Source organism: Pseudomonas sp. (genome assembly GCF_026224925.1).
GTDB lineage: Bacteria > Pseudomonadota > Gammaproteobacteria > Pseudomonadales > Pseudomonadaceae > Aquipseudomonas.
On the sequence record NZ_JAMFRV010000159.1, the window covers coordinates 1 to 4,504 of the forward strand.

General features: G+C 58.7%; 4 protein-coding genes. All 4 read right to left on the reverse strand.

Annotated elements, in window-relative coordinates; translation table 11 throughout:
- On the reverse strand, positions 1-799 hold a 799-nt coding region (locus tag M0974_RS06785; protein WP_297834388.1), incomplete at its 3' end, for an IclR family transcriptional regulator.
- A gap of 194 nt (positions 800-993) precedes the next feature.
- Positions 994-2,613 (reverse strand): MFS transporter, encoded by a 1,620-nt coding sequence (locus M0974_RS06790; RefSeq protein ID WP_297834391.1) that lies wholly within the window; start codon positions 2,611-2,613, stop codon positions 994-996.
- Entirely contained in the window at positions 2,606-3,490 is an 885-nt protein-coding gene (locus M0974_RS06795; RefSeq protein ID WP_297834394.1) for a fumarylacetoacetate hydrolase family protein, read from the reverse strand. Before M0974_RS06795 ends, M0974_RS06790 begins: the two co-directional genes overlap by 8 nt.
- A 2-nt stretch (positions 3,491-3,492) precedes the next feature.
- Positions 3,493-4,434 (reverse strand): VOC family protein, encoded by a 942-nt coding sequence (locus M0974_RS06800; protein WP_297834397.1) that lies wholly within the window; start codon positions 4,432-4,434, stop codon positions 3,493-3,495.
- Between the last annotated feature and the right edge of the window lie 70 nt (positions 4,435-4,504).

The following is a 4,504-nucleotide window of genomic DNA, read 5'->3' on the forward strand; positions in this document are numbered from 1 at the left end:
CGAAGAGCCGGTGAACCCGCTGGCGCCGAAAAAGCCCGGCGGCGGCCGCTACTAGCACCCTCCAGCTCCCCTGACCGTCGCGTTCGAAGCGACGAAACACTGGCGCAGCAATCGCCAGAATGCCCACCGAGAAATAGCCGTCGTCTACCGCCCAGCCACGTTGAGCAGCCAATTGCACGTCCTCGCGGTACACCGGATACGGCAATGGTCGCGCCCAACGAATATTCTCGAAACCTTGTTGAACCTTTTCGTCGTCCAGATCCACCTGGGTGGCAAACAAGCGGCCGCTGGCGCCCATAAGAATGGGCAGACGCTGCCCTTCGGCCATGTCGATCCGCACGTCCGTGGGGCTGGCGGCGGAGCTGACGATCACGATTCGGTCCGGCCCCATGCGCCGCCAGAGAGTGATGGTCACGCGCAAGCGACCGGCCAGATCCTGCAACAGCGGTTTGGCGAATTGCACCCGCTCACCTTGAGTGACCAGTTGCCCGACCAGCCGCGCCAAGCCCAAACCAGCAGAATAGCGCTTGGACAGCGGGTTGAAGTCCACCACGTCTTCCATAACCAGAGTGCGCAGGATGTTGAAACACGTACTCGGATTGATCCCCAGTATTCGCGCAATGTCTACCGAACGCTCAGGCAGACCGCCCTGACTTAAATGCCGAAGGATGTGGATGGCGTTCGACACCGGCTTGACGCTGACGACAGCGCCCTTTTGCGCGTCACCTGTATCCAGCGCCTGAACATTGTCGGAGGCGGAGCTGTCAATCTGGGAGTTGCTGATATCAGAATGGGCCATCGTGCATACCGGTAAGAACGGGCGAAGCCGCATTCTATACTGAGAACGCTAAAGTAAATAAAATTTAATGTGGAAATATTTCACAGCAAAAGCTTCCCGAATGAATTCGGTCCACGGGGGGCGCAGTTCACACCTGTGGGACCGAATTTATTCGGGAAGGAAGCACCACGGTTTCCCGGAAATATCGCGTTCTCCTACAGAGAACCCCGTGGCTGGTGGATATACCGCCGGGTATCTTCTCCGTCACAACGAAAGCCACTCAAGCGCAATTCCCGCTGCTGATCCGCCTGAGTGATCCGCGTGTGCTGGCGCAAATAATCCAGCCATGACTCAACAATGAAGCGTTCGACATAGTGCTCATCATCGGTAACGTCACGGTACAGCCGCCAGTTCTGCACGCCATTGCGGCGGCGTGCCTGACCGACCGCATAGACGGTGTCGAGAAAGGAATCGCGTTCAGCCAATAAAACCCTATAGCCGATCTCGATCGAAACGGGCCCTGACTTATGATCAACCTGCGTTGCCAGCACAAGTTTGTCGGTCGGTTGAGCCAAGGCGTAATCCGCTTCCTGGCCTAACTCCAACTGGCTGCGATTGGTCAGCAACAGTCCAATGACCAAGGTCAACGCAGCCAGCAGCAGGCTTTGATTCAACCCCACGTATTGCGCCAATGCGCCCCAGATCGCCCCGCCAATGGCCATCGCGCCCATTAGCATCAGCAAATACACCGACGCTACCCGGGCTCTTACCCAGTTCGCCGAGCAAGTTTGTACCACCGTGGAAATGGTCGCGTTCACCGCCATCCACGACATGCCCGCAATCAACAGCATGGCGCACACCACCACCCGGCTTTGCGACACTGCCGCGGCAAAGGTCGCCAACGAAAAACCAATGACACCTGCAACAATCAAGTAACGCAACGGAAAACGCCGGTACATGGCCGTCAGGTTAAACGCGCCAATGACCGCTCCGGCCCCCATGAACCCCATCAATAGGCCATAACCGCCGGCATCCATTCCCAGTTCGTGTTTGGCCACCAATGGCAACAACGCCCATAGAGCACTCGCGCTTAGGGTAAAGACGAAGGTTTGCTTCAGAGCGCTGGTCATGGCCGCCGAGTGCCGGATATAGCGCAAACCACTGCGCAATCCGCCGCCGAAACTTTCCGCAGGCAGGCCTTCCGGTTGATGATGCGGCGTAAACGTCGCCACTAGAAAAATCACCCCGACAAAACACCCGGCGATAATCACAAACACCGACGCAGCGTTCCAATAAGCGATCAAGGCCCCGGCCAATGCCGGACCCAAGGCGCGTGCGGCGTTGGTGGAGATACCATTCAAGGCCACAGCAGAAGGCACTTGATGACGAGGTAATACCGAGGTGATGGTGACCATCCACGCTGACATGCTCAGCGCGCTGCCAGTGCCGAGCAAGAACGTGAACAACAGCAGCGACCAGTCGGCGAGCATCCCGCTGAACGACAGCACGCTTAACGCCAAACCAGCGACGAGCATGATCGCCTGAGTCAGCATCAGCCATTTCCGTCGGTCAACCAAATCGGCAATTACCCCGCCGGGCAGTCCAAACAGAAACACCGGCAATGACACTGCCGTCTGCACCAGCGACACCATTAGCGGCGAAGTAGAGAGCGTGGTCATGATCCAGGCCGCAGCGACGGTCTGCATCCAAATCGCCAGATTGACCATAGCCCCGGCGGTCCATAGCCAGAAAAACGCTCTATGGCGCAACGGACTCCAGGTTGAGGCGCGCAGCGGTGTGTTATGAGCGGGCGTAGTAGCGCGGGTGTCATCCATGTTGGCGCGGCCTGCCCAAACGGCCTTCGGCACGCGCCGGACTGAGCTGACGAGGCGTTCCGACCCGATTGCTCAGGGCTCCAATACCGTCGATAGAGGCCTCGATCAAATCCCCCGGCTGCAGGAATCGCCCGGTTTCCAGACCCACGCCATGGGTCGAGCCCGTGAAGATCAAATCTCCGGGACGCAGCTCAATCCGGGCATCGAGGAAATTCAGCAGTTCATCTACCGGAAAAATCATCTGACGGGTGTTGTCCTGCTGGCGCATTTCACCGTTCACGCTCAGGTGCAGGTCCAGTTGAGGCTGACCGACGCCGATCTGGTCCAACGTGACGATCCACGGGCCGACCGGCGTGGTACGGTCCATGGCTTTCTGCGTGAGCAGATCCAGTCGGCCGATCTGCCGTCCGGCGTCTCGAGCGCTGATATCGTTACCACAGGTGTAACCCAATAAGCAGGCGCTGGCTTTGGGCTCATCGCCCAAAGGACGTGCGACCACCGCCACCAGTTCTATTTCGTAGTCCAGTTCGGCGGTCAATGCCGGATACAGGATGTCGTCGTGAGCGCCGATGATGGCCGACTCGGGCTTGATATACGCCAGTGTATGTTCTGGCGCAGCGCTGCCCAGGCGCTGCAAATGGCTTAGGTAATTGAGGCCGACGCCAAATACCCGTGCGCCGGGCTCCAACGGTGGTAGCCACTGACAGTCGCTCACCGCCAACGACGCATCATCTAGTTCCAGCGCGTCCACCTGCCCCAACGCGCATGCCGCTGCCCAGTGGGCGAACGGTGCGCGGATGCGCTGTAATCGGCTGGAGTCGGCGTTCACCAGCGCCCAGAATGCTTCGCCCTGAAACCCTACTCGCGCCAGGCGCATGGCTAGCGCTTACTCGCCAGGTATTCCGGGTCCAGCACTTCTTCCGGGGTACGCACGCTAGGGCCAAGGATCGGTCCGACCATTTCATGGCCCCACAGGCTCAACGATTCCGGGTTCAGCTCAAAGGGATCGCCCTGCCAAGGCTCGATCTCGGCAATGGTTTCGAAAGCGAAGCCCGAGGGCGTGAAGTGATAGAACGACAGGTGCGGGTCTTGGGTGTGCTGCCCCAAGGTCATCATCATCGGCAGTTCGCGCTTTTTGACGATGTCATAGGTTTCGCCGACGTCGCGGATGCTGTTCACGAACAAACCGACATGCTGCACGCCCATCCGCCCAACGCCATGGCCGTAGGCAATGTCGTGACTGGTGTGGTGGTTGAGTTTGGAACGAAAGAAGCCCGTGCGACCTTTGCCCGCACCCGCGCCGTACCAATGGAAACCCATGATCCCGGTAAGGAAGTGTTCCAACTCTGGCGTGTATTCAGGAGTGATGACTACCACATGACCGGCACCGCGCTCATTGGCCAGAAAACCGCCATGAGGACGACCGGGCATAAATGAGCGTGGGGTCCATTTCTGGCCGTAGAACAATTCATGCTGATAGCCCACCGGATCGCGAAAGCGGATCACTTCGCGCACGCCACGCTTCTCGCACAACGCGGCATCACCACGGGTGACTTCAACGCCGTTGGCCTCGAATTTGGCGATGGCCGCGTCGAATGCCTGGCGGCCCGTGGCTTCCCAGCCAATATAGACCAAGCGGTCTACTTTACCGGGATGGAAAGCGAAGCGATGACGGCGGTCGTCGATTTTGAAGTACAGCGACTCGCTGTCACTCTGCGGCGAGGGCGCGATGCCGAAACCCATGACTTGCGGGCCGTACTCACGCCACGCGTCAAGGTTCGCGGTTTCAAAGCCCAGATAGCCAATACCAATGATGTCCATGACGGGTGCACCTGTTGTTCTTGTTGGTGGGTGTTTTAGCTGTGTTACAACGCTCAGATCGCCAGCAATC

Bases quoted from the DNA above. Each gene is read 5' to 3' on its own strand.
- M0974_RS06800 (WP_297834397.1), bottom strand. From the start codon at position 4,434: ATGGACATCATTGGTATTGGCTATCTGGGCTTTGAAACCGCGAACCTT.
- M0974_RS06790 (WP_297834391.1), bottom strand. From the start codon at position 2,613: ATGGATGACACCCGCGCTACTACGCCCGCTCATAACACACCGCTGCGC.
- M0974_RS06795 (WP_297834394.1), bottom strand. From the start codon at position 3,490: ATGCGCCTGGCGCGAGTAGGGTTTCAGGGCGAAGCATTCTGGGCGCTG.